25 protein-coding genes are annotated in these 20,628 nt (G+C 66.4%); 11 read left to right on the top strand and 14 right to left on the bottom strand.

Annotation, left to right across the window (positions count from 1 at the left end):
- Positions 1 to 619: 619 nt before the first annotated feature.
- Together OVA26_RS02275 and OVA26_RS02270 are read right to left on the bottom strand one after the other, a co-directional pair.
- On the bottom strand, positions 620 to 964 hold the full coding sequence (locus OVA26_RS02275) for a histone-like nucleoid-structuring protein Lsr2 (protein WP_113576077.1): 345 nt from the start codon (positions 962 to 964) through the stop codon (positions 620 to 622).
- 447 nt (positions 965 to 1,411) lie between these two features.
- The gene (locus OVA26_RS02270) at positions 1,412 to 1,822 is read right to left on the bottom strand and encodes a hypothetical protein (protein WP_268102820.1); all 411 of its coding nucleotides are present in this window, start codon (positions 1,820 to 1,822) and stop codon (positions 1,412 to 1,414) included.
- 314 nt (positions 1,823 to 2,136) lie between these two features.
- On the opposite strand from OVA26_RS02270, the gene OVA26_RS17405 reads away from it, so the two are divergent.
- The 4 genes from OVA26_RS17405 (at position 2,137) to OVA26_RS02250 (ending at position 4,501) form a co-directional block, all read left to right on the top strand.
- Positions 2,137 to 2,736, top strand: a complete 600-nt coding sequence (locus OVA26_RS17405; RefSeq protein ID WP_369363747.1) for an RNA polymerase sigma factor — start codon at positions 2,137 to 2,139, stop codon at positions 2,734 to 2,736.
- A 204-nt stretch (positions 2,737 to 2,940) separates the two neighbouring features.
- Positions 2,941 to 3,105, top strand: coding sequence for a hypothetical protein (locus OVA26_RS02260; protein ID WP_268102818.1), 165 nt, complete (start codon positions 2,941 to 2,943; stop codon positions 3,103 to 3,105).
- 207 nt (positions 3,106 to 3,312) lie between these two features.
- A complete protein-coding gene (locus OVA26_RS02255; protein WP_268102817.1) occupies positions 3,313 to 3,645 on the top strand; it encodes a hypothetical protein in 333 nt (110 codons plus the stop codon).
- Between the two features lie 538 nt (positions 3,646 to 4,183).
- The gene (locus tag OVA26_RS02250; RefSeq protein WP_268102816.1) at positions 4,184 to 4,501 is read left to right on the top strand and encodes a hypothetical protein; all 318 of its coding nucleotides are present in this window, start codon (positions 4,184 to 4,186) and stop codon (positions 4,499 to 4,501) included.
- Between the two features lie 10 nt (positions 4,502 to 4,511).
- Here OVA26_RS02250 and OVA26_RS02245 read toward each other — a convergent pair whose 3' ends face one another.
- Both OVA26_RS02245 and OVA26_RS02240 read right to left on the bottom strand, forming a co-directional pair.
- Positions 4,512 to 5,345, bottom strand: a complete 834-nt coding sequence (locus OVA26_RS02245) for a GAF and ANTAR domain-containing protein (protein WP_268102815.1) — start codon at positions 5,343 to 5,345, stop codon at positions 4,512 to 4,514.
- Between the two features lie 29 nt (positions 5,346 to 5,374).
- Positions 5,375 to 6,010, bottom strand: a complete 636-nt coding sequence (locus OVA26_RS02240) for a GAF and ANTAR domain-containing protein (RefSeq protein ID WP_268102814.1) — start codon at positions 6,008 to 6,010, stop codon at positions 5,375 to 5,377.
- 207 nt (positions 6,011 to 6,217) lie between these two features.
- Between OVA26_RS02240 and OVA26_RS02235 the strand changes: the two genes are divergently transcribed.
- Positions 6,218 to 6,568 (top strand): DUF7882 family protein, encoded by a 351-nt coding sequence (locus OVA26_RS02235; RefSeq protein ID WP_268102813.1) that lies wholly within the window; start codon positions 6,218 to 6,220, stop codon positions 6,566 to 6,568.
- A gap of 826 nt (positions 6,569 to 7,394) precedes the next feature.
- On the opposite strand, the gene OVA26_RS02230 is transcribed toward OVA26_RS02235, so the two are convergent.
- Positions 7,395 to 7,523 carry a hypothetical protein gene (locus OVA26_RS02230; RefSeq protein ID WP_268102812.1) on the bottom strand — a complete coding sequence of 43 codons (129 nt, stop codon included), beginning with the start codon at positions 7,521 to 7,523 and terminating at the stop codon, positions 7,395 to 7,397.
- Between the two features lie 112 nt (positions 7,524 to 7,635).
- Positions 7,636 to 8,091 (bottom strand): VOC family protein, encoded by a 456-nt coding sequence (locus tag OVA26_RS02225; RefSeq protein ID WP_268102811.1) that lies wholly within the window; start codon positions 8,089 to 8,091, stop codon positions 7,636 to 7,638.
- 98 nt (positions 8,092 to 8,189) lie between these two features.
- Between OVA26_RS02225 and OVA26_RS02220 the strand changes: the two genes are divergently transcribed.
- Together OVA26_RS02220 and OVA26_RS02215 are read left to right on the top strand one after the other, a co-directional pair.
- Entirely contained in the window at positions 8,190 to 9,185 is a 996-nt protein-coding gene (locus OVA26_RS02220) for a helix-turn-helix transcriptional regulator (protein ID WP_268102810.1), read from the top strand.
- Between the two features lie 4 nt (positions 9,186 to 9,189).
- The gene (locus OVA26_RS02215) at positions 9,190 to 9,750 is read left to right on the top strand and encodes a dihydrofolate reductase family protein (RefSeq protein WP_268102809.1); all 561 of its coding nucleotides are present in this window, start codon (positions 9,190 to 9,192) and stop codon (positions 9,748 to 9,750) included.
- A 53-nt stretch (positions 9,751 to 9,803) separates the two neighbouring features.
- On the opposite strand, the gene OVA26_RS02210 is transcribed toward OVA26_RS02215, so the two are convergent.
- Positions 9,804 to 10,880: an alkene reductase gene (locus tag OVA26_RS02210; RefSeq protein WP_268102808.1), complete on the bottom strand. Its 1,077-nt coding sequence runs from the start codon at positions 10,878 to 10,880 to the stop codon at positions 9,804 to 9,806.
- A gap of 300 nt (positions 10,881 to 11,180) precedes the next feature.
- Here OVA26_RS02210 and OVA26_RS02205 point away from each other — a divergent pair, with 300 nt between their 5' ends.
- Together OVA26_RS02205 and OVA26_RS02200 are read left to right on the top strand one after the other, a co-directional pair.
- A complete protein-coding gene (locus OVA26_RS02205) occupies positions 11,181 to 11,567 on the top strand; it encodes a hypothetical protein (protein WP_268102807.1) in 387 nt (128 codons plus the stop codon).
- Between the two features lies 1 nt (position 11,568).
- Positions 11,569 to 11,790 (top strand): helix-turn-helix transcriptional regulator, encoded by a 222-nt coding sequence (locus OVA26_RS02200; RefSeq protein ID WP_268102806.1) that lies wholly within the window; start codon positions 11,569 to 11,571, stop codon positions 11,788 to 11,790.
- 39 nt (positions 11,791 to 11,829) lie between these two features.
- On the opposite strand, the gene OVA26_RS02195 is transcribed toward OVA26_RS02200, so the two are convergent.
- The 6 genes from OVA26_RS02195 to OVA26_RS02170 all read right to left on the bottom strand — a co-directional run bounded on the left by OVA26_RS02195 (position 11,830) and on the right by OVA26_RS02170 (position 17,576).
- Complete coding sequence (locus OVA26_RS02195; protein WP_268102805.1) at positions 11,830 to 12,444, bottom strand: hypothetical protein; 615 nt, start codon at positions 12,442 to 12,444, stop codon at positions 11,830 to 11,832.
- A 279-nt stretch (positions 12,445 to 12,723) separates the two neighbouring features.
- Positions 12,724 to 14,280 carry a gamma-glutamyltransferase family protein gene (locus OVA26_RS02190; RefSeq protein ID WP_268102804.1) on the bottom strand — a complete coding sequence of 519 codons (1,557 nt, stop codon included), beginning with the start codon at positions 14,278 to 14,280 and terminating at the stop codon, positions 12,724 to 12,726.
- A 50-nt stretch (positions 14,281 to 14,330) separates the two neighbouring features.
- The gene (locus tag OVA26_RS02185) at positions 14,331 to 15,098 is read right to left on the bottom strand and encodes an amino acid ABC transporter ATP-binding protein (RefSeq protein ID WP_268102803.1); all 768 of its coding nucleotides are present in this window, start codon (positions 15,096 to 15,098) and stop codon (positions 14,331 to 14,333) included.
- Positions 15,095 to 15,901, bottom strand: a complete 807-nt coding sequence (locus OVA26_RS02180; protein WP_268102802.1) for an amino acid ABC transporter permease — start codon at positions 15,899 to 15,901, stop codon at positions 15,095 to 15,097. Before OVA26_RS02180 ends, OVA26_RS02185 begins: the two co-directional genes overlap by 4 nt.
- 2 nt (positions 15,902 to 15,903) lie before the next feature.
- A complete protein-coding gene (locus OVA26_RS02175) occupies positions 15,904 to 16,770 on the bottom strand; it encodes an ABC transporter substrate-binding protein (RefSeq protein WP_268102801.1) in 867 nt (288 codons plus the stop codon).
- 164 nt (positions 16,771 to 16,934) lie between these two features.
- On the bottom strand, positions 16,935 to 17,576 hold the full coding sequence (locus tag OVA26_RS02170; RefSeq protein WP_268102800.1) for a TetR/AcrR family transcriptional regulator: 642 nt from the start codon (positions 17,574 to 17,576) through the stop codon (positions 16,935 to 16,937).
- A 139-nt stretch (positions 17,577 to 17,715) separates the two neighbouring features.
- Here OVA26_RS02170 and pdxH point away from each other — a divergent pair, with 139 nt between their 5' ends.
- Entirely contained in the window at positions 17,716 to 18,357 is a 642-nt protein-coding gene (gene pdxH, locus OVA26_RS02165) for a pyridoxamine 5'-phosphate oxidase (RefSeq protein ID WP_268102799.1), read from the top strand.
- A 122-nt stretch (positions 18,358 to 18,479) separates the two neighbouring features.
- Positions 18,480 to 19,637, top strand: coding sequence for a GTPase family protein (locus tag OVA26_RS02160; protein ID WP_268102798.1), 1,158 nt, complete (start codon positions 18,480 to 18,482; stop codon positions 19,635 to 19,637).
- Between the two features lie 46 nt (positions 19,638 to 19,683).
- On the opposite strand, the gene OVA26_RS02155 is transcribed toward OVA26_RS02160, so the two are convergent.
- On the bottom strand, positions 19,684 to 20,619 hold the full coding sequence (locus tag OVA26_RS02155; RefSeq protein ID WP_268102797.1) for a nuclear transport factor 2 family protein: 936 nt from the start codon (positions 20,617 to 20,619) through the stop codon (positions 19,684 to 19,686).
- Positions 20,620 to 20,628: the final 9 nt, after the last annotated feature.

The raw sequence follows: 20,628 nt of genomic DNA, 5'->3' as shown, positions 1-20,628 counted from the left end.
GAAGCCGCAGCTGAGCACGCCCGAACAAAGCAGCCGCTGAAAGCGCCGGACCGGTCGACCACGCCGGAACGATAGAGGCCAGCCGCACCTATTTGTAGACCTCTAAGTTTCAGCTCACCCCTGCACGTGAACACTGCTGAGCCGAAACCGATCTCTTGCGGTTCGAGCCTCGTGTATCGAAGGTGATTGCCCTCGCCCCCACGCCTGGCTGGTTCCAAGCGCCCGGCGATCTCGATCAACTCGACGTTCCGGTCACCGCCATGACGGGAGCAGCCGACACGGTGACACCGGCGGCAACCGCGGAAATCCTCCGTGCGGCTCCCGCCACCATCAGCGTACGAACGTCTGAGGGCGTAGGTCACCTTGATGTCCTCAGCGCGTCCTCCCACCGGGATCCCCGCTCTCGGCCCTGACCACGAAATGTTCATCGCCACGTTGGCTCGCCACTTCGTCGACACGAGGCCCGTTCACTCCGGGTTAGAGCTGGGATCGGTCAGCCGGAGGAGTACCGCGGCACCACGACAATTCTTCCCGGGGAGATGCGCGCGCGAAAATTCTCGAGAGGTGCGTGGGTGCGCGGAAGATGGGCGCCGCCTATGTCGCGCCTGAGTTCATTGCGTTACGCGTTTGCACTCTTATACGCATCAACGATGTTGGCGGGGACACGACCGCGATCGCTCACCGTGTGCCCGTTTTTGCGCGCCCATTCGCGGACCGCACGCAGATCTACGTCGCTCCCGCGCTGCGCTGCACGGCGGTTCCGCCCTGCACCGCCAGCCCCCACCGATCGAGCGGCGTCCACGAAAGGTGCCAACGCTGCGAAAAACTTGTCCGCATTCTCCCGGGACAGATCGATCTCGTATACCCGACCATCAACAGAGAAATTCAGCTGTTTCCCGTTGCCATCCTCAAGAATTGTGCCATCGATGTCATCGATAAAATGCGATACACGCTTAATTGCCATAAAGCCATCCTCTCACTGCACGTCGTTAGACACGAACCTTCATGGCACGAAGAGGTTGAATCGGCGGAGCCGCCCGAGTGGTGGAAGGCCCTGCTAGTACGGCTCCAGCCACTGTCATTTTTCGCTGGTGCCAGCAGTGCGAGTCTCCTGCGCAATTTCCGCGTCCCGACGCGTCTGTGTCTCAGAGGAAGGGTTGTACCCCTGCCAATGTTCGCTGGTCGCCGCGTCCCATCGATCTTGGCGTTGATGGCTTTTCCGGGTGAGGGGGATTGAAGTTCCCCCGTCGTCGGCCCAGTGTTCGGCGGCGATGTTGTCGTCATCTTCTGTGTGTGTATCGCCCATAACCGGACTCTACGCGCGGGTCGGACCGCCCGATAGGTGGGTTCTGCACCGTCCCCTGGCGCGCGATCTCGGTGCCTCAATGGCACACGGGATACGAGGTCGATCTCAACGGTCTCGCGCGGATGCGGGGGGTTCTGGTGACGGGGGCGGAAAGGCGTCTGCGGGGGTGAAAGCGACGGCGCCGGCCAGGCGGGCGACGGCGTTGGCGCGCGTCACCTCGTGTTCAGCGATCTCGGATGAGCGAATCGCTGCGGCCAGGTCTCGTGCCCGGACGGCGGCGGAGATGTCAGCGAGTCGAGAGGCTAATACGTGTGCGAGACCGTCTCGCAGTTCCTCCAGGTGCGTATTGGCGATCTCAAGCCGACGATCAGCCACCGTCAAAATGACGGTGGGGTAGCCCGTCCGCGCGAGATACCTCGCCGTCTCGGTGCTGAGGATCTCGTTCAGCTCATCTCTTAGGGGCCGTCGAGTGAAGGCAACCTCGACCGTGTACCTATCCGGGGCCATGTCGGTCATCAACGTCACCGGGAGAGAGCTCACGAGAACGGACACCAGCCCCAAAGGGCTAAAGCTGTCGGTGCTACGTCCCCCCGTGTGCGCTGCGGCGCTCATCGGGCCATTCCTCGCGACGGAAAGACCTTGTTGACCAGCAACACGTGGACGCGCTGGCGCGTATTCAAGATGGGGTGGGGAGCCGATTGTGTCGGTGACATAGGTGTGCCCTTTATCTCGTGTCGGAGCAGATCACAACCGCGCTGACACGCTGACCGTGGAGGCGGAGAGTTCGCTTATACGTAAGAGGGCTGCGAAACCGGTTCCGTCACAAACACATGCGAGCGTGGCCCATGCCAGCGTCAAACTCATCCGCACCCCCCTTCTTGAACCTGCATCTCGCGCTGGTAGCGACTGACGAAGATCTGTTCGGACGCGCCGTCGATGGCGACGGGGCCGCATTCCGGGCCCTCATGGATAGGCACAGTCCCGCGATGAGCCGTGCGGCAACCCGAATCGTTGGCAGCCCTCTCGCTGCAGACGACGCCGTCCAGGAGACCCGTGTCATCGCGTGGAAACGTCTCGCGCAGGTTCAAGAGCCCGAGCACGTGCGGGGGTGGTTGATCCGCATCGCCACCCGGCAAGCCCTCACCCATCTGCGCCTCCGTCGCGTGGAACAGCCGCTTCCTCGAGGGCTCCCCGATTCTGAGCGCAACGCACCGGAAGTTGTCGCGGCCCGCAACGCTCAGCTCGAGGACCTCGTTCACGCCGTCAACGCTCTGACAACGATCCAACGGCAGTGCTGGGTGCTGCGCGAGATAGAACAGATGCGGTACTCGGACATCGCCAGAGCCACTTCACTCACACCCGGCCAGGTCCGCGGGAACATCGCCCGTGCTCGCCTCCACGTCAGAGTGCGCATGCAGGGATGGCAGTAGCCCGCGGTGAAGGGCAACCCGGTTTCGGCCGCCGGCGGCAAACACGACCCGGGACGACACGGAAATCGGTCTAGCCAACGGTGCATCCAGAGATGGTGCGTTTTCGGGAATTTTGAATAATTTGAGCCAATTTCTGTCACATCAAATTGCTGTGCAAAATTTTCCCCACTAGTTATTTTTGAGAATGAGCGTACAGTCGCGAATATGTGGATAACTCTTCTCGTCTTGCTCGTCATTTGGGTGGTGCTGGCGATCGTGGGATTCACGTTCCAGGGTCTGCTCTGGCTCGCCATTATCGGCATCGTGCTGTTCGTTGCCACCCTCATCTTCGGCATCATCCGCAGCCGCAACGGCCGCCGATCCGCCTGAGACCAAGACCACCGGCCAACCCGACCCTGAGGCACAACCAGAAAGGGGTCTAACGGGCCCATGAATACCTTCGCTCCAGCCGCAACTGACAGCCACCCGACTACGTCTGCGTATCCGAACCCGCTCGGACTCACTTCCGTGCTGTCCGGGTCCCTCCCTCCCAGCCTTGGCACCCTCACAGCACCCGATCTGTACCAGGTCGACGCCGTGTTCGACCGTCGCCCCCAATCAGAGGAAGTAGCGGCGCTTCACTCGCTCGAAACCCTCAACGCGCTGAGCGCGGCAGGGTATCCCTCCGTCACGTTGCACGTGTCCGACCGCCGTCTCGAGATCAAGAACACCAACCTCGACCAGCTGAAGAGAGGCCTCGCAACCTTCCTCGCTGACCACCTCGCCGCGATTACTGAGGAAATCCAGAAGGCCCGCGCATCGGCTCAATCCAGGCTGGCGTCCGCGGCAGAGGCCGAAGGTTCACGCGCCGCCGCGATCGCTACGAAAGCCGAACAGATCACCTTCATCCGCACGTCCACAACCCCATAGGTCGTGATGATCAACCGGCCACACGACTGGCCGGGCGAGGCGTAAACGGCGAGGAAGCAGAACTCTCTGACGAGCTGACACCGCCGTCACGTCGCATGACGTGCCCTCGCGCACCTACCGCGGTCATCCTCACACGAGTGCGCTGTGGTGAAGATTCCTGCTACCCCGGAGCTTCGACATAAGCACCGGGGCGGTACACACGGTCGACCTTCACGCGAGGTGCAGGGTTCGCGGCTGGTACACCGGCCGCGAACCCGTCACGCTCAGCCCGGCCCGGGCGATACACCGGCGAAGATGAGGGCATTCGGTTCAGGTTGGCGCAGGCGGAATTTGTGGCGTGAGTTCTCGTCACGAACACGTGACAGTAAACGCACGATTTGGTCGGCCCACTTTCGCTCGGCACGTATTTACGGTTCGCTAGGCGCCCTACGGTGTGTCGGCGTCAAGTTCGGGGGATGCTGCGACGCCGAAAGGGGATGAGTTCGACGCCGCTGCGCAACCGTCGTGGGCTTCCGAGCCCGCGACCGGAGGTTGATAGATGACTGCCAAGTACCCCACCGTCACCGCTGAACAATTCGAGGCGGCCTGCGAACGCGCGGCGGAAGCTCTCGCGCTGTACATTGACGCCCGCAACCGAGCTCGGCTCGCTGAGCAAGAACTGGCGGAGTTGAAGCTGCGCAACGCTACCGCGCGTGCCGTTGATTTGCGCGACCAGTGGCAAGGAGCCGAGGCAGACGTGGATTCGTTGCGGTGCAACGATGACGGCGACAGTTCTATCCCTTGCGTGGCCAGGATTGGTCACTCCGGAGAACACGAGCACCCGACCGAGGCGCGTCCGTTACGACTCACCGTTTGATGAAGGCGTTTCACCCCTCCGTCGCGTCGTCCGAACTTTCTTTCCGCTGGTCGGAGAGCGCCTGATCATTCCATGCCCGCTGTTGTTCCACGAGGCGGCGAGCTTGCTCATTCACTTGCCGCCCCGTGGGACGGCCGACGGTCACGTCGTTGACGACGTGACGAGCCACATCGGAGAGCTTTTCCTGATTGCTTCGGGCGCGCTCGCGGAGCAGCAAAAACGCCGCATCCATATCGACGTTGTGAACGTGGGACAAAATTCCCTTGGCTTGTTCTATGACCACGCGACTGTTCAGAGCATGCTGTAGCTGTTGCCGAGCGAGATCCGCTTCCCGGAACGCCCGTTCGTGCAGAATCCCGATTGTCGCAATATCGGCTAGGCCGCGAGCGGCCAGCGCGTCGTCGGGAGTCAACGCGTCCGGCTGATCACCGAAAAGATTCAGGGAGCCGATGACATCCTCGCGCAGTCGGAGGGGGATGGCATGCATCCATCGGTAGCCGAGTTCCCCGGCAGCTCCCGCGAATCTCGGCCACCGTTCCCGTATCCCGGCGATATCGCTGACTGTGACGGGCTCACCTAGGCGGTACGCGTCCAGACAGGGCCCCTGGTCCTCACTTAACTGGAGGAGGCTGATCAGCTGGCTGCGCTCACTGGTGGAGGCGACCACCTCTAGCGTTCCATCCGCATCCGGGATGAGGATGCCCACACCTGCGACATTGAGGGTGTGAGCGCACCGGGTCACGAGTCGGTGAAGAAGGTCCACAATGTCGTAGCCGGTGACCATCGTGTCAGCGAGTTCGACGAATGTCTCGACGAGCTCTTTCTCTCGCGATACATCCGTCATAGGGGCAATGTACTTTCATTCACGTCGGACTACGCCGAAAAATCGATGTCGCGTCGGATGATGGCCTCCACCACATCGGGGATCGATGTACCGGTTGCGAAAGCGTGAGCCCGAATTACGACCATCGCATCGTCAGACGGTACCCCGAGTTGCGCCATCACCATCCCCGTCGCCTGATGGAGGAACCTCCTCGGTGAGCCCATGGACGCAGGCGACTCCACCTCACTGAGAACTTGGTCCACCACGCGGACCGCGGCAACATCTGCCATCGCCCATGCATTCTGCACCTCGTGCGGGCCCAGAGCATGCGTCGTCGTTGCGTACAAGTCCACAACCCCCACATCGATCGCGCCCACCGCCATCGGGAACGCGTAGGTCGAACGCACCCCACGAGACTCGGCCGCCGTCAGCAGCGCCGGCCAAGACAGCTTGGACGCCTGCCGCAAGTCATGCACCAAGACCGGTGTGCCGGCTGCTTTGGCCTCCCAACAGGGACCCACCCCAAAGTCGAGCTGCGTCTGCTCGAGCTCGGCGGCAACGGCGTCGCTCACGCTCACGGTGTCCAGCTCAAACGGGTCTCCCAGAGTGGAAATTGCCGCATGGCGTATCGGTAGCGTCGACACGAACCAGTCACACAGGGACGAAAAAGCAGGAAATTCCAACATGATGCTCCTGACCTAGGGACAAATCAGCGGCCTAGGTCTAGGGGACGCCGCTCCCCACTGTAGAGCCCTTCCCCGCCGACGCTCGTCACCGTGTCCAGTTGAGGGACGCGGGCCCACTCTTGATCTTGGGCGGGCAGGGCCATACCCTGAACCAACATTGCCCTAGACCTCGGCAGGCTTACTCGCCAGCACAGATCGGGGCATGTTTTGGGAACACTTTTCTACGGTTCAGTCCGCGAACCGATACGACTTCCAGACGTTCTCCTCGCCTACCTGCAGGTCATCACGGTCGCAAAACTGCGGCGAAATGAGGCGTTCTTCGCGTCATGGCGAACGTTGCAAGAAGCGAACGACGAGCGTCTTCATCTCTGGTTGCATCCCTCGATACCTCTGAGGTTCGTCATCGACGTTGAAGACGGCATCGCGTTGCAATCCGCCGTTGTGGAACAACTGATGCGAACGGCCGCCACCTCAACAGTGGGAATCGACCTCGACATCATCCCGCAGACCTCCGCCGACGCCTCCGTTCGACTCTCCCCGGCATCACCGGGATCATGAGACCAATTCGCTCCCGTGCGCCCCTGGCCGCCGCCTGGTACCTCGAAGAGCCCGGCCATTACGTCCTCACCGTCGGTGGGTCTGTCCTTGGTCACGTCATCGAGGCCCCCGACGCCACCTTCATCTCATTCGACGCCCAGGCGAAACCGATCGCACGGCACGACACCCTTACTGACGCGCAGACTCAGACCTCCCACCTCGCGGGAGGGGGCGTCGCCGGCTCACGCGGCATTCCCGCCAAGACCCTAGCCCTCACAGTCGCAGGATCCTTGCTCATGGGCCTTCTCGTCGCCGGCTCTGTTCTTTCGCGGTGACGTCACCTCAGCGGGAGCTAAGGGCAGAACACGGTCGGAGCAGCCGGCACGAAAAACACAGAGAGAAACGTCTCAGTCTGCGAGACGTCCAGGGCCCGAGCTCGGGCATCGTGCGGTGTTCCGCACCTTTCGGGGAGCTACGTCGAGACGGGCAGCGCAGGTGGGGGACCGGAGCCCGCCCCGACCCTCATAAGGTACGGATGGGCCTCGCCCTATTGAGCGTGCTTGACAGGGCGGTTTCGTGAGTCGACCGGGCAGCGAGTGTGGTGCCTGCTACACGTCGGGGGGGTGAATGTATGGCTGAGCAAGTGATTGTGGCCAGTCCCCGGGCGCTGCAAGAACAACCGAACATCGACACGCAGGTCATCGAGGCAATCCCCGGACCGCGGCAACCGGGCAATCGCCACCCAGGTTCTGCGTCCCACGCATCATCTTCCTGTCGACGAGTTGCGTTCGCGCGACAGCTGAAAGGTGAGCGACCGGATGAACGACGAACGAAAGCACGCGCTGACTCAACGGCGGGTCTTCTTTGTCTGCCTGGGGGTGACGAGGTCGGGGTTGGCGATCGCAGGGCGACCGACGGCGACCAGGCCGGCGATGTTCTCGTCGACGGCCGTGGCGGCATCGTCGTGCGTGGTCATGCGCGAGAGGCCGGGGTTGGTGATGAGGGTGCGGCGCCGGGACGGGGCCGGCCTCCGATAGGACCGGTCGGCGGTCGCGACGCGCAGCGAATGCGCGCCGCGACCGCACACGTCACTCCGCGGTGACCGACGCGCTCCACGTCACGCCGAAGCGATCGGTCAGCATCCCGAACCCGGCGCTCCACGCCGACGCTGCGAGGGGCTCGACGATGGTGGCATCCACCGCCAGGGCGTCCCAGTAGCCCCGCAGCTCGTCGAGCGAGGGCGAACTAATCGAGACGAACAGCGACTGGTCGGTGACCGTGGTGTTGTTCTCGCGGTGGGTGGAGCCGGGTGCGGCGATGCCGCCCTCGGTGCGGCCGGGGATGTCGTAGCCCATGATGCGGAAGCCGTTCTCGCCGGCGACGAGGCCGAAGACGACCTTGTCGGAGCCGGGGATCTCGGCCGGCATGCCGAAGTCGGCGTAGGTGTTGACGACGAGGTGGCCGCCGAAGACGGACTGGTAGAGCTCGAGCGCCTGACGGGCATCGCCGCGGAAGTTCAGGTGGGTGGTGGTCTGCACGGGCATGTCTGCTCCTCGATGAATCGGCCGGGATCGGCTCGTGACATCACGTTCCCACCCGTATAGGTCGGTTTCTGTCCTAGACCGCGAGTACCGTCGGATGCATGGCCACGACGTCGCGATTGCTCACCCTGCTGTCGCTGCTGCAGGCCCGGCGGGACTGGCCGGGGTCGGTGCTGGCCTCGCGGCTGGACGTCAGCGATCGCACGGTGCGGCGCGACATCGATCGCCTGCGCGAGATGGGCTACCGGATCGAGACGACGATGGGCCCCGACGGGGGATACCGCCTCGACGCGGGCGCCGAGATGCCGCCGCTGCTGTTCGACGACGATCAGGCGCTCGCGGTCGCGATCGCGCTGCGCGCGGCTCCCGCGTTGGGTGCGGACATCGGCGAGGCGGCGGTGCGTGCTCTCGCGACGATGCGGCAGGTGCTGCCGTCGCGGCTGCGGCATCGGCTTGACGCTGTGGAGGTGACGACGGTGGGCCGCCCGGGGGAAGCGCCAGTCGCTGCCGTTCCGCTGGAGGTGCTGCTGACGCTTGCGCAGGCGGTGCGCGATCGCGTGTCGATCCGCTTCGACTACCTAACGCGGGAAGGGGACGGCGCCGAGGCCGGTCCGACGCGGCGGGCGGAGCCCCATCACCTCGTGGCATCCCATGGTCGGTGGTACCTGCTCGGGTGGGACCTCGAGCGCGAGGACTGGCGGCTCTTCTCGGCGGACCGCGTGCGACCCCGGGTGCCGCACGGTGCTCCCTTCGTGCCGCGGGTCGTGCCGGGCGGGGACGTCGACGCGTTCGTATCCGCGCGGTTCAAGGGGTCGGACACGAACGAGTGGCCGTGCCGAGGGACCGTGCTGTTGCACACGCCGGCGCGAGACGTGCTGCCGTTCGCGGGCGACGGCATCGTCACCGCCGTCGACGACGAGCGCTGCACCCTCGAGGCGGGATCATGGTCGTGGGGTGCGCTCGCCGCATCGTTCGGGCGATTCGAGGTGGCGATGGAGGTCGTCGGGCCGCCGGAGTTGGCGGAGGCGTTCGCGGTGCAGGCTGGCCGGTTTGCGGCGGCGGGCTCTTCCGCGGAGGAGCCGCCGCGAGGAAGCTAGCGGCATGACCCAGCCTCTCCGCTACGCCATCAACGTCACCCTCGACGGCTGCGTCCACCACGAAGCGGGCCTGCCGCCGGATGCCGAGTCCATGGCGTTCTGGACCGACGAGCTGCGCCGCTCCGACACCCTCCTCTACGGCCGCGTCACCTACGAGTTGATGGAGGGTGCGTGGCGCCGACCGGAATCGGGGGAGTGGCCGGACTGGATGGATGCCAGTGAGGTGGCGTTTTCGGAAGTGATGGATCCGATGCGGAAGGTCGTGGCATCCGGAACTCTCGACTCTGTCGACTGGAACGCCGAGCTTGTCCGGGGGGATGTGGTCGAGGCTGTTCGGCGGCTCAAGAAGGAACCGGGGCGAGGGATCGCGCTCGGTGGGGTGAAGCTTCCTGCGGCGCTCGCGGCGGAGGGGCTCATCGACGAGTTCACCTTCGTGGTGCATCCGGTGATTGCGGGGCGGGGGCCGCGGTTGCTTGAAAGCGTGCGGGATCAGATGAAGCTCGAGCTCGTGGAGCGGCGAGAGTTCCGGTCGGGCGCCAGCGTGCAGCGCTACCGACCGGTGTAGAGCGAAAAGGCCCCGCGCGAACGAGTCGCGCGGGGCCCTTGAAGCGGGACTGATCAGCCCTGCAGGAACGGGTAGTCCGTGTAGCCGCGCTCGTCGCCGCCGTAGACGGAGGCCTGGTCGACCTCGTTCTCGTCGGCGCCCTTCTCCCAACGGGTGACGAGGTCGGGGTTGGCGATGGCGGGGCGGCCGACGGCGACCAGGTCGGCGAGGTCCTTCTCGACCACCGAGACGGCCTCGTCGCGCGTGGTGACGCTCGAGAAGCCCGAGTTGATGATGAAAGTGCCGTCGAAGGTGCGGCGGAGGTCCTGGATCAGGTCGCCGGCGGGGTCGGCGTGCAGCACGCTCAGGTACGCCAGGCCCAGGGGAGCGAGGCCCGACACGAGCGCCTCGTAGGTGGCGCGGGTCTCGGCGTCGTCGGTCTCCCAGACGTCCTGGATGTTGTGCGCGGGCGAGATGCGGATGCCGACGCGCGTCGCGCCGACCTCGGCCACGACGGCCTGCGCGACCTCGATGACGAAGCGGGCGCGGGCCTCGGGGGATCCGCCGTACTCGTCGGTGCGCTGGTTCGACGCGGGCGAGAGGAACTCGTGCAGCAGGTAGCCGTTGGCACCGTGCAGCTCGACGCCGTCGAAGCCGGCATCCACGGCCTTGCGGGCAGCGGCGACGAACTCGTCGCGAACCGTGGCGAGCTCAGCGGTCTCGAGTGCGTGCGGCACCGCGTAGGCGACCTTCGTGCCGTCGGCGAGGCGCGTGTCACCCTCGATCGCGATCGCCGAGGGGGCGACGATACGGTCGGTGCCCGTGATCTCGGGGTGCGTGACGCGTCCGCCGTTCATGAGCTGCATGAAGACGGTGCCGCCCTCGGCGTGCACCGCGTCGGCGACCTTGGCCCAGCCCGCGGCCTGAGGGTCGGTCACGATGCCGGGCTGACCCGGGTACGCGCGCGACTCGTCGCTCGGGAAGACACCCTCGGTGACCAGCAGGCCGATGCCGGCGCGCTGCGCGTAGTACTTCGCGACGATCGGTCCGGGGACTCCGTCGGCGCCGGCGCGCAGGCGGGTCATCGGGGCGAGCGAGACGCGATTGCGGACGCCGATCTCTCCGACGGTGGTGGGGGCGAACAGGCTCATGGGTGTCCTTTCGTGGGGGAACAGGGCCGTGCCTTCCAACCCGCCGCGCGCAACCGGTATTCCGTGCACGCAGAGTGGCGGCGTGTCGACGTGCGCGCGGGTGCGTGTCTGATCGCTCGCCCGGGTTGGAGCCTGGGAGCATCGCCTCCCGTTCGCGGCTCACGGGGGCCGAGGTCTGTGTGTCCCTCGGCGGGTGTCGCGCGACGGTCGCGTTGCTTCGCGGAGGCAGCTTCTTGCAAATGTCGGATCGATGCGACATCGTGGAATGACAAGCACGTCTGACATTTGAGGGGATGCCCTATGAAACGCTTCGCACCCGTGGTGGTTCTCGCCATCGGTATTGCCCTGATCGCCGTTCTTATCGGTGTGGGGGAGGCCACTGGCGCAGAATGGTTGCGGTACGCCGCTTTCGCTGTCATCCCTGTGGCGGGGCTAGCCATCGTGGCCGTCCGGAAGAAGCGAGAAGCCGCGACTCAATCTTTCGCCGAGGAGGGGATCGAAGCCGATTTGGATCGTAAAGCACGGGCATCGGCTTTTCGCGATGTGCTGGTCGCGGCACCGATTCTTCTCCTCGCCGCGGTCCTGCTGGCAGGCATCGCGAGCTGGGTCTGGCTCGCGGGTCTCCTGATCATCGCCCTCGGGGACTACTGGATCCGCATCGCCGCGACTCGGCCGAGGAGAGCGTGAGGTGAAGACCGTCAACACCGTGCGAGCTACTCGCCGAGAGCGTGGGCTCACCCAGGAGGCCCTCGCCGCCCTCTGCCTCGTCTCTCGCCAGACCATCGTGTCGCTCGAGGCGGGTCAACACGATCCCTCTCTAGTTCTCGCCCTGCGCATCAGCGAAGCGCTCGGCGCCTCCGTCCACGACGTATTCCGTCTCAACGACGGAGCCGAGCATCGTGTCGTCTGACACGATGCTCGGCCCGGACGGCTTCCGACGAAATGGCGCTTAGGTCACGCAGGCGTACTGCGGTTCGTCCCGAGCGCGATTCAGATAGATGCGGAACTCGCCCTTGCATTTTCCGTTGTGTGCAAGAGCGACCGCGGCAATCGTCAATGCAGCGGTGATCGCGGCGCAGCTGACCCATCCCACGGCCGGGATCGCGCACGCGGCCAGCCCGATAGCGGCAGCGCCACCACTGATGACCAGATCTTGATCGAACTGGTTCAGGTCCAGATAAGGGCCGTGCTGGTTGGAGCCGCCAGCCAGCATCGGCACGATGGCTCCATCGTCACGCACCTCCACCGTGTAATCCATCACGTACCCCGTGGGTACGCCCTCGCCCTGAGGCGTGAGCTCGAACGAGTAGCGGGTGACGCCGTCCTGTTCGGTGACGGACCGGGGCAGATCGCTAGCAACGAGGGATTCGATCTCCGCTTCCCATTCCGCTTGCGTGGCTCCGACGGACTCAAGCACGGTCCCGCCGGAGATTGTCGATATCGCCGGCGATAAATCGATCTCCGAGGGGGACGCGGCGGTTGCAGGCGCCGCTGACAGGAAAGAGGCGACGAGTACGGTGAGCATTGCGCCACCCGAAACGGATAGCAACGATTTCTTCTTCATGAATGATCTTTCACTTCGGTCTCAATAGATGGGTGTTGCGAACGGCCCGGGGGCAGGTACGCGTTTCGTCACCGTATGCGAGGGGGCCGCGACGCGTAAGCGAAGTTCGCGATCCGGCTCTTGCGCGCATCGCGTCTGATTGCGCCACTGCAGGCGCGGTGACGGTGGTTGTCGCGCGATTTCGGACTTGTTTCTCGCTGCCGTCGCTGTCGCTATCTGTCCCCGACCGGCGCTCGGCTGTGGTCTCGCTCGTCAACAGCGGCAGATCGGGGCGTCGCCTCAGCCCCCATACCCCCGCACGCTCGCCGCGCCATCCGATCGCGGGTCGCTGCCGGCGTCCAGGCCACCGTCGGCGGCCACGATGACGAGGTTGGCGTGGCCGACGAGCTCGTCGGCATCCGGAGTCTCGATGATGTGCAGCCGCGTCGCCTCGAGCGAATCGCGGGCGGGGGTGGGCAGGTCGCTTTCGACGTAGATGTCGGAGGGGCTGTCGCCGTCGCGCTGCGGGCCCACGATGGCGCGCGGAGCCGACACCGCCTCTTGAGCGGTGGCTCCCGCCATCGCCCGGAGCAACGTCTGGGCGTGGATCTGCGGCTGACCCTGGCCGCCCATCGTCGCCGAGACGAACCGCAGGCCCTTCGCGTCGTCGACCATGACCGGCATGAGGGTGTGGAGCGGGCGTTTTCCGGGTGCGAGGGCGTTCGGCGACGAGGGGTCGAGCGAGAATCCGGTGCCGCGGTTGTGCAGCAGAATGCCGGTGCTGGGCTCCACGACGGCGGCTCCGAACGCGTGGTAAACGCTCTGGATGAGCGACACCGACCACCCCGACGAGTCCGACACCGCGATGCCGACCGTGTCGCCGCGGGGGCGGCGGAAGCCGGGCAGCACGGGCTCGTCGCCGTGTGCGGTCGCGTCGCCGCTGAGCAGTTCGGTGACGTCTCCCGAGGTGACCCGCGGGTCGGCGAGCAGCTCGTCGCGCACGAGGTTCGCGGCGAAGAAGCGCTCCATCATGCGGCCGAAGTCCGTCCCCAGGGGGTCGGTGATGCCCTGCCGCTCCAGCTCGCCGAGCACCCGCAACAGCACGAAACCGTGCGTGTTGGGCGGGCTCGTCAGCACGCGATACGTGCCGAACGAGGTGGTCAGCGGCTCGACGACCTCGGGGTGGAAGAGCAGGAGGTCGGCCGCACCGATGCGCGAGCCGAGGCGCGCGAGGCCGTCGACGAACCCGGCGGTGAGCTCGCCGTCGTACAGGGCCGCGGCGCCCCCGTCGCGGATCGCCTCGAGAGTGCGGGCCAGCACGGGCTGCACGAGGGCATCGCCCTGAACGGGCGGGCCCTGCGCGAGGAACGTGTCGCGGAAGCCCGCGTCGAACCCGATCGCGGCCTCTTCTTCGCGGAAGGCGGCGGCGAGCGAGCGCGACACCGGCACTCCGTCGCGGGCTGCAGCCACGGCATCCGTGAAGATCTCTCCCCACTCGCGCTGACCGCCCATGCGCCGCAGCACCTCCCACCCGCGGACCGCCCCCGGCACCGTCACCGTGTCGATGCCCCGATACGGCAGCACCTCGCCGTGCGCTTCGCGCATCGCCGCACGATCGACAGCGGATGCCGCGGGGCCCGACGCGTTCACACAGCGCGTGCGCCCCGAGGGGTCGCGCACGAGAGCGATCAGGTCGCCGCCGATGCTGACGTTGTGCGGGTAGACCACGCTGAGGGTGGCAGCGGCCGCGAGGGCGGCATCGATCGCGTTGCCGCCGCGGGCGAATGCCTGCTCCGCGGAGCGGGTGGCGTCGACGTGCGGGGTGGCGATGGCGCCGGTCAGGGGCGTGCGAGACATGGGTGTTCCTCGATCGGTCGTGCGGGGAGATGCGGGTGCGGGGGAGGGCGTCACAGGATCTTCGAGAGGAACGCCTGCGTGCGTGGATGCTCGGGCGCGGCGAACAGCTGGCTGGGCGGGGCGACCTCGATGATCGCTCCGGCATCCATCACCACGACGCGATCGGCCACCTCGCGGGCGAAGCCCATCTCGTGCGTGACCACGACCATGGTCATGTGGTCGGCAGCGAGCTCGCGCATGACGTCGAGCACCTCGCCGATCATCTCGGGATCGAGGGCGCTGGTCGGCTCGTCGAACAGCATCAGCCGCGGCTTCATCGCCAGAGCCCGTGCGATCGCGACGCGCTGCTGCTGACCGCCCGAGAGCTTGCTCGGCCGCGCGTCGCTCTTGTCGCCCAGCCCGACGCGCTCGAGCAGGGCCTGCGCCTGGGCGACGGCCTCGCGCTTGTCGACACCGCGGACGCGCACGGGCGCGTGCCAAATATTCTCGAGCGCGGTCATGTGCGGAAAGAGGTTGAAGTGCTGAAAGACGAACCCGGTCTCCTGCCGCTGCTGCCGCAGGGCCGACTTCGTCGCGGGCATGCGACGACCGTTCGGCGCGATCCGGTAGCCCATCGGCTGGCCCGCGACCGTCAGGTCGCCGCCGTCGATGCTCTCGAGGCCGTTCATCGTGCGGAGGAACGTCGTCTTGCCGGCACCCGAGGGACCGACGAGCACGACGACCTCGCCCGGCTGCACGTCCAACGACACGTTGTCGAGCACCTGACGCCCGCCGAGTTCGCGGGTGACGTTCTTCGCGCTGACGAGGGGATCGTTCATTTCAGGACTCCCGAGTCGGAGAGGGCGGTGACGGGGGTGAGGGGCGCCGACCGACGGCCCCCGAACAGCCGCTGCCACGGAGACGCCGTGGTCACGATGCCGACGCGGGCGTTGAGTTTCTTCTCGATCGCGCTCTGGATCACCGTCCAGATCGTGGTGAGGGCGAGGTAGTAGATCGCGACGACCGCGAAGATCTCGAAGGTGCGGAAACTCGCCGCGCTGATGCTCTGGGTGACCAGGAACATCTCCGAGACGCCGATGACGCTCAGGATCGACGTGCTCTTCATGAGCCCGTTGAACGAGTTACCGAGCGGGGGAACCATCAGCCGCAGCGACTGGGGCAGGATGATCCACCGCATCGCCGACATGCCCGACATGCCGAGGGCCTGCGCCGCCTCGGTCTGACCGATCGGCACCGAATCGAGGCCCGCGCGGATGATCTCGGAGATGTACGCGCTCTCGTTCATGATCAGCCCGACGATCGCGGCCTGGATGGCGGCTTTGACCAGGATGCCGCCGAGATCGACGTCCTGGAAGCGGAACACGTTCGCCGCCGCGAAGCCCGTGTAGATGATCACGAGCTGCACGAGCAGCGGTGTTCCGCGGATCAACCAGATGTAGAGGCTGGCGATCACGCGCAACGGCGCGAACGTCGAGCGCCGCATCATCGCGATCACGAGACCGACGACGAGCGCGCCGGCCATCGCGAGCACCGAGATGAGCACCGTCAGCGCGAGACCCTGCAGGAAGGGCGCGCCCGGGGTGAGCAGGTTCTTCCAGAAGAAGCCCCAGTCGAAGTTCATCGTCAGTTGCTTCCGTTGTACGCGAGGGCCTCTTGTCCCCAGGTGCTGAGGATGTTCTCGTAGTCGCCCGTCGAGACGAGGTCGTCGAAGGCCTTCTGGATCGCGTCGTGCAGCGCGGTGTTGTCCTTGAGGGTGGCCGCGCCGATGTCGATCGCGTCGGTCGGGTCGCCCACCATCTCGATGCCCGCGGTGCCCTGCTTCTGGTAGTACCCGATCAGCTCGGCCGCATCGAGGTACGCGTCGAGCTGCCCGCTGACCAGCTGCTGGAAGCCCACCGTGGCCTGGTTGTTCGTGCTGATGTCGAGGGGCTTCTTGCCCTCGGAGGTGCAGGTCGTCGACTGCTTCTCTGCGAGATCCTGAGCGGTGGTTCCGACGGTCACCATGACCTTCTTGCCGCAGAGCGAGTCGTCGAGGCCGGTAATGCCGGCATCCGCTCCCTGCTTCACCGCGACGCCGGTGGCGGAGGTGAGGTACGGCACGAAGTCGACGACCTCTTTGCGCTCGGGCTTGATGTAGAGCGAGGCCATGATGACGTCGCACTGCGTGGCCTGCAGGCTCGGGATGAGCGCCGAGAAGTCGACCGTGACGAAATCGGGCGTGAGGCCGAGGCGACCCGCGACCGCTTTGGCCAGGTCGATCTCGCTGCCGACGAGGTTGCCGGACTCGTCGGTGCTGATGTTCGGGGGCGACCCCAGGTTGGTGGTGCAGATCGACAACGTGTCGGCCGACCGCAGGGCGGTGGGAGCGACGGTCGTGATGGCGGATGCCGTGTCTGCTGCCGGCGCCGGGCTCGAGGAGCACGCGGCCAGGCCGAGGGCGGCGATACCGGCGACCGCGGCGACAGCGGCGATGCGAGTGGTGGTGTGCATGGAAATCTCCGTCGATGCTCAATGCTCCGCCACCTCGGGAGTGACCTGCGGAGCAGGCTATCAAGTGATAGGTAATGCGTCTATCAATTGATAGAGGGCGCGTGTTGCGCCCGCATTTCGCGACAGTGTCACCCCCGAGAAAAGTCAGGGGGAAGGGGCTGGGACTACTGCGAGAAAGAGACCGCGCCCTCGAGGCGCGATTGGGTCGCAGAACGCACATCGTCGAGACGGAAAGGATCGACGAGCACCGCGCGAAGAATGAAATCCGACACCTGAAGGGGGCGGTGGGCGACCGGCGCCGACGCATTCGTCTCGCGCTCGCGCATGCCCTCGAATTGCAGGCCGGTGATCGCGCGCTGCACGAACTCGGCATCCATCGCCATGAACTCGCCCGCCGTCATGCCGTGCCCGACGAGGGCGCGCACCTCGTCGTGGAAGCGCGAGATCTCGCCGCGCTGGGTCTCGAATTCCGGCTCGGTGAAGATCGCATCGCTGTAATACCCCCGCGCGTCGTACGGCAGCGTCAGATAGTCGTGCGAACTGATCGTCAAGAAGTAGTGGAAGCGCTCCGCCCACGACGCGTCGAGATCGCGGGCCTCTTGCAACCGACCGAACGTCTGCGCGAGGTCGGCGTCGACCAGCTCGGCGAGAATGACGTGCTTCGCAGAGAAGTGATAAAACAACGACGGCTGTCGGATGCCGACGGCATCGGCGATCTCTCGCGTGGTGGTGCCGTGATACCCGTGACGGCCGAACAGGCGGGCCGCGTGCACGAGAATCTGCTGCCGCGTTCCCCCCTCTTCCATGCGGCGATTCTATCGGCCGCTAGGCCGGGGCCTCGGACGCGGAGGGTCACCGGGGGCCGATATGTCCCTGTTGTCGGCGATCCGGTCTCCGCCGCGCAGCCATACGCTGGGGTCCCAGCCACTCACCGGAGGACCCGCGATGACCGAGAACCCCCTCGCCCACCGGCTCGACTACACGCTCGCCGAGCTGGATGACGACGCCCTCTCGGCCTCGCCTTTCGAGTTGCTGCAGCAGTGGCTGACGGATGCCGCGGACCAGCCCGAGCCGAACGCGATGGTCGTCTCGACGGTGGATGCCGAGGGCCGGCCCACGTCGCGGACGGTCCTGCTGCGCGGGATCGACGACGACGGCGCCCTGTGGTTCTTCACCAACCGGCAGTCGCGGAAGGGCCGCGCGCTCGCCGGGAACCCGGCGGTGTCGATCCTGTTCCCCTGGTACGCGCTGCAGCGACAGGTCATCGTGCTCGGCGCGGCCACGCCGCTGCCGCCGGAGCGCGACGACGCGTACTTCGCCTCGCGGCCGCGCGGATCGCAACTGTCGGCCTGGGCGAGCCGTCAGTCGGAGCCGGTGGCATCCCGAGCCGCTCTCGAAGAGCAGATGGCGGAGGTCACCGCCCGGTTCGCCGACGATGAGGTCGTGCCGCGGCCTCCGCACTGGGGCGGGTACCGGGTCGAGCCGCGCGAGATCGAGTTCTGGCAGGGCCGGCGGTCGCGGCTGCACGATCGGGTCGTGTTCACGCGGGATGACGACGGGTGGGTGGGGCAGCGGCGGCAACCGTGACCTGTACCGGGTCGTCGCGCAAGGGGCGCTCCCGAAAGTCCCTCGCGCCGCCTCGCCCCGTAGATTCGATCCATCCCGCACACGCGGGTCGCGACGCGAATCATCGGGGGTAGGGCCAGATCATGGCGAAGAAGAACACCGACGCGCGTCAGTTCGACGACAAGGCGTTCGTCCAGGCGACGTCCGAGGCGAAGTCGCGGTACGGCCGGTTCAACCTCGCGATCGTCGGCGCTTCGGGCGTGGGCAAGTCGTCGCTCGTCAACGCGGTGTTCGGGCGCGACTGGGCGAAGGTCGGGCGCGGCTTGCCGGTCACGCGCGGCGTGCACTTCTACAGCGACGACTCGCTCGGTATCTGGGACGTCGAGGGGTTCGAGATCGGCTCGCCCGTTCCGCCGGATCAGCAGCTGCGCACCCACCTCCACGCGATCGCCGCCCACCCCGGCGACCACCAGATCTCGGTCGTCTGGTACTGCGTGCGGGCCGCCGACGATCGGCTGACCCCGGCCGACATCGCGATGATCCGCGAGCTCGACGCGCGGGGGTTGCCGGTGATCCTGGTGTTGACGAAGGTCGACTGGATCAAGAACCCCCTCACCGGGCACCAGGGCATCGCGAAGGATCTGGAGGCGTTCGTCGAGTGGCTCAACGACCCCGTCGACCCGAACACCGGTGAACGACTGCGCATCCCCTACCGGCAGGTCGTCCTCACCTCGACCCGCGACAAGAACGGGAAGGGCAAGGGGCACGGCCTCGGTGACCTTGTCACGCAGACCCTCGAGCTCGCCCCCGAGCGCGACAAGGACGCGTTTCGCATCGCACAGCGGCTCAACCTCCCGTGGAAGAGGGAGATGGCGCGGCCGATCATCGCCGCGGCGGCCGCGGCCGCAGCGGGGGCTGCGACCGTTCCGCTTCCTGTCTCGGATGCTGTCACGCTGGCGCCGATCCAGCTGACGATGATGGGCCGCATCGCCGCGATCTACGACCTCGAGGTCAAGACGATGCTCTCGGCCGGCGCGCTCGCGCAGTTCGGCGTGCAGGTCGCGGGGCGGGCGCTCGCGACGAGCTTCCTCAAGCTGATCCCGGGCGCCGGGATCGTCGTGAACGCGGCGGTCGCGGGTGCGCTGACGGCGGCGACGGGCGAGAGCTGGCTGAAGATCTGCGAGCTGCTGCACACCGGCAAGATCGACGTGCGCAAGCTCGACCAGGAGTGGGCGAAGTACGCGCCCAGCTTCATGGACGTGGCACGCAAGCTCGTGGAGCGGCGCGTCACGAAGCGCTGACCCTCGGGCGGCAGGCCCCCGACGGGGCCCACCACCCGAGGGTTTCTCAGCTCGTCGGAACTACGTCCCAGTGCTCGCGGATCAGACCGCCGTCGACGCGGAACAGGTCGGCCGCCAGCAGCGGGTCGTCGGGCTTGGCGCCCACGGCCTGCGAGAACGTCCAGACGATGTCGCCGTCCGACAGCGAGATGACCGACTGCTGCGCCGGGAAGGCGACGCCGCTCCCGAAGAGCTGCTTCAGCGCGGCCGTCCCGTTCGGGGCGATGGAGTTGTGCTGCAGGTACGCGGGGTCGAACGCCCGGTCGAGGATCGACACGTCCTTGTCGCGGAACAGCGTGTTGTAGGCCGAGACGGCGAAGACGCGGTTCTTCTCCTCCTGCTGCTCGGTCGGGGGCGGGGTGGGCTGCGACGGGCGGTAGAGGTCGCTGAACATCGTGTTCGTGTTCCCGCTGGCCGGGGTGCCGGTCGGTATCGCCTGGTCGAGCGACCAGTGTTCGACGATCTTGCCGTCCTGCAGGCGGAACAGATCGACGGCCGCGTCACCGCGGCGCTCATCGCTCGGGTCGGGGGCGATCTGCCAGTGCACCGCGACCAGGTCTCCGTCGGACGCGAGGTGTTTGATCACGGCCTGAGCGCCGGGGAGGCGTTCCCGGTCGGCCGCGAACTGGGCGAGGAGCCCCTGCGGGCCCGATGCCGTTCCGCTGCCGTGGGCGATGGCATCCGGAGCCACGAGCTGACCCGCGATCGCCTGCGCGAACGGGCTGTCGGGATCGGCGAACGTCGTGGCGAAGAGCGTGCGGATGAGGCAGGCGTTGAACTCCTCGGCGCCGACGTTCTGCCGGTCGTCGGAGGAGGCCGCGGACGCGGGCGATCCGGTCGTGGGTGCGGCGTTGGCGGGTGCGGCGACGACGAGTCCGGCGACGATGGCCGCCCCGGCGACCAGGGCGGCCGCGCGGGTGATTCGGGGGGTGAAGGGGGGCATGGTGTTCTC

Origin of the sequence: Microbacterium sp. SL62, assembly GCF_026672635.1 — a bacterium.
Lineage (GTDB): Bacteria > Actinomycetota > Actinomycetes > Actinomycetales > Microbacteriaceae > Microbacterium > Microbacterium testaceum_A.
Note: the sequence above shows the minus strand (reverse complement) of the source record. Positions and strands in the feature narration are given on the sequence as shown.

What these genes read in the sequence shown, in the direction of transcription:
- OVA26_RS02170 (WP_268102800.1), bottom strand. Translation starts at nt 17,576, where the DNA reads ATGGAAGAGGGGGGAACGCGGCAGCAGATTCTCGTGCACGCGGCCCGC.
- OVA26_RS02230 (WP_268102812.1), bottom strand. Translation starts at nt 7,523, where the DNA reads ATGACCACGCACGACGATGCCGCCACGGCCGTCGACGAGAACATCGCC.
- OVA26_RS02185 (WP_268102803.1), bottom strand. Translation starts at nt 15,098, where the DNA reads ATGAACGATCCCCTCGTCAGCGCGAAGAACGTCACCCGCGAACTCGGC.
- OVA26_RS02195 (WP_268102805.1), bottom strand. Translation starts at nt 12,444, where the DNA reads ATGAAGAAGAAATCGTTGCTATCCGTTTCGGGTGGCGCAATGCTCACC.
- OVA26_RS02245 (WP_268102815.1), bottom strand. Translation starts at nt 5,345, where the DNA reads ATGACGGATGTATCGCGAGAGAAAGAGCTCGTCGAGACATTCGTCGAA.
- OVA26_RS02275 (WP_113576077.1), bottom strand. Translation starts at nt 964, where the DNA reads ATGGCAATTAAGCGTGTATCGCATTTTATCGATGACATCGATGGCACA.
- pdxH (WP_268102799.1), top strand. Translation starts at nt 17,716, where the DNA reads ATGACCGAGAACCCCCTCGCCCACCGGCTCGACTACACGCTCGCCGAG.
- OVA26_RS02250 (WP_268102816.1), top strand. Translation starts at nt 4,184, where the DNA reads ATGACTGCCAAGTACCCCACCGTCACCGCTGAACAATTCGAGGCGGCC.
- OVA26_RS02175 (WP_268102801.1), bottom strand. Translation starts at nt 16,770, where the DNA reads ATGCACACCACCACTCGCATCGCCGCTGTCGCCGCGGTCGCCGGTATC.
- OVA26_RS02270 (WP_268102820.1), bottom strand. Translation starts at nt 1,822, where the DNA reads ATGACCGACATGGCCCCGGATAGGTACACGGTCGAGGTTGCCTTCACT.
- OVA26_RS02210 (WP_268102808.1), bottom strand. Translation starts at nt 10,880, where the DNA reads ATGAGCCTGTTCGCCCCCACCACCGTCGGAGAGATCGGCGTCCGCAAT.
- OVA26_RS02180 (WP_268102802.1), bottom strand. Translation starts at nt 15,901, where the DNA reads ATGAACTTCGACTGGGGCTTCTTCTGGAAGAACCTGCTCACCCCGGGC.
- OVA26_RS17405 (WP_369363747.1), top strand. Translation starts at nt 2,137, where the DNA reads ATGCGAGCGTGGCCCATGCCAGCGTCAAACTCATCCGCACCCCCCTTC.
- OVA26_RS02205 (WP_268102807.1), top strand. Translation starts at nt 11,181, where the DNA reads ATGAAACGCTTCGCACCCGTGGTGGTTCTCGCCATCGGTATTGCCCTG.
- OVA26_RS02190 (WP_268102804.1), bottom strand. Translation starts at nt 14,280, where the DNA reads ATGTCTCGCACGCCCCTGACCGGCGCCATCGCCACCCCGCACGTCGAC.
- OVA26_RS02225 (WP_268102811.1), bottom strand. Translation starts at nt 8,091, where the DNA reads ATGCCCGTGCAGACCACCACCCACCTGAACTTCCGCGGCGATGCCCGT.
- OVA26_RS02220 (WP_268102810.1), top strand. Translation starts at nt 8,190, where the DNA reads ATGGCCACGACGTCGCGATTGCTCACCCTGCTGTCGCTGCTGCAGGCC.
- OVA26_RS02160 (WP_268102798.1), top strand. Translation starts at nt 18,480, where the DNA reads ATGGCGAAGAAGAACACCGACGCGCGTCAGTTCGACGACAAGGCGTTC.
- OVA26_RS02260 (WP_268102818.1), top strand. Translation starts at nt 2,941, where the DNA reads ATGTGGATAACTCTTCTCGTCTTGCTCGTCATTTGGGTGGTGCTGGCG.
- OVA26_RS02240 (WP_268102814.1), bottom strand. Translation starts at nt 6,010, where the DNA reads ATGTTGGAATTTCCTGCTTTTTCGTCCCTGTGTGACTGGTTCGTGTCG.
- OVA26_RS02155 (WP_268102797.1), bottom strand. Translation starts at nt 20,619, where the DNA reads ATGCCCCCCTTCACCCCCCGAATCACCCGCGCGGCCGCCCTGGTCGCC.
- OVA26_RS02215 (WP_268102809.1), top strand. Translation starts at nt 9,190, where the DNA reads ATGACCCAGCCTCTCCGCTACGCCATCAACGTCACCCTCGACGGCTGC.